Origin of the sequence: Lacticaseibacillus camelliae DSM 22697 = JCM 13995 (assembly GCF_001436615.1) — a bacterium.
GTDB lineage: Bacteria > Bacillota > Bacilli > Lactobacillales > Lactobacillaceae > Lacticaseibacillus > Lacticaseibacillus camelliae.
In genome coordinates this window covers 1-425 of the sequence record NZ_AYZJ01000097.1, presented here as the reverse complement: position 1 = coordinate 425, position 425 = coordinate 1, and the positions used below count along the sequence as shown (strand labels likewise).

The following is a 425-nucleotide window of genomic DNA, read 5'->3' as shown; positions in this document are numbered from 1 at the left end:
GTTGCCTTCTGTGTGGAGCACGGGGTCGATCTCGATATGAGTGGCTCCGGCTACAACCCCAGCACCTACTCCGACGCTAAGAAGGATCAACTAGCCAAGATTGCTTACTACGGCTACTACCAAAACCCAACCAACCGCAACTACGCCGTGACCCAGATGATTATTTGGGAAACGCTCGGCGATTCGTTGCTCACCACACCGAACAAGACCTATCAATCTGAAAAGAAAGCAATTCTCGATAAGGTCGCCGCACACGATCGCAAGCCTTCGTTCAACGGCAAACAGATCACGCTTGCCGTTGGCGATTCAATCACCTTGACTGATACTAACGGGTGGCTCGCGGCTTTCGCCCAACAAACGGCGAACACCGCAAACCTCAAGATTACGAAGTCAGGCAATAAGCTCACGCTGACGGCCACTGCCCA

General features: G+C 52.9%; 1 protein-coding gene. It reads left to right on the top strand.

All coding sequences use genetic code 11. The features are described from left to right. On the top strand, positions 1 to 425 hold a 425-nt coding region (locus FC75_RS12855), incomplete at both ends, for a thioester domain-containing protein (protein WP_162261122.1).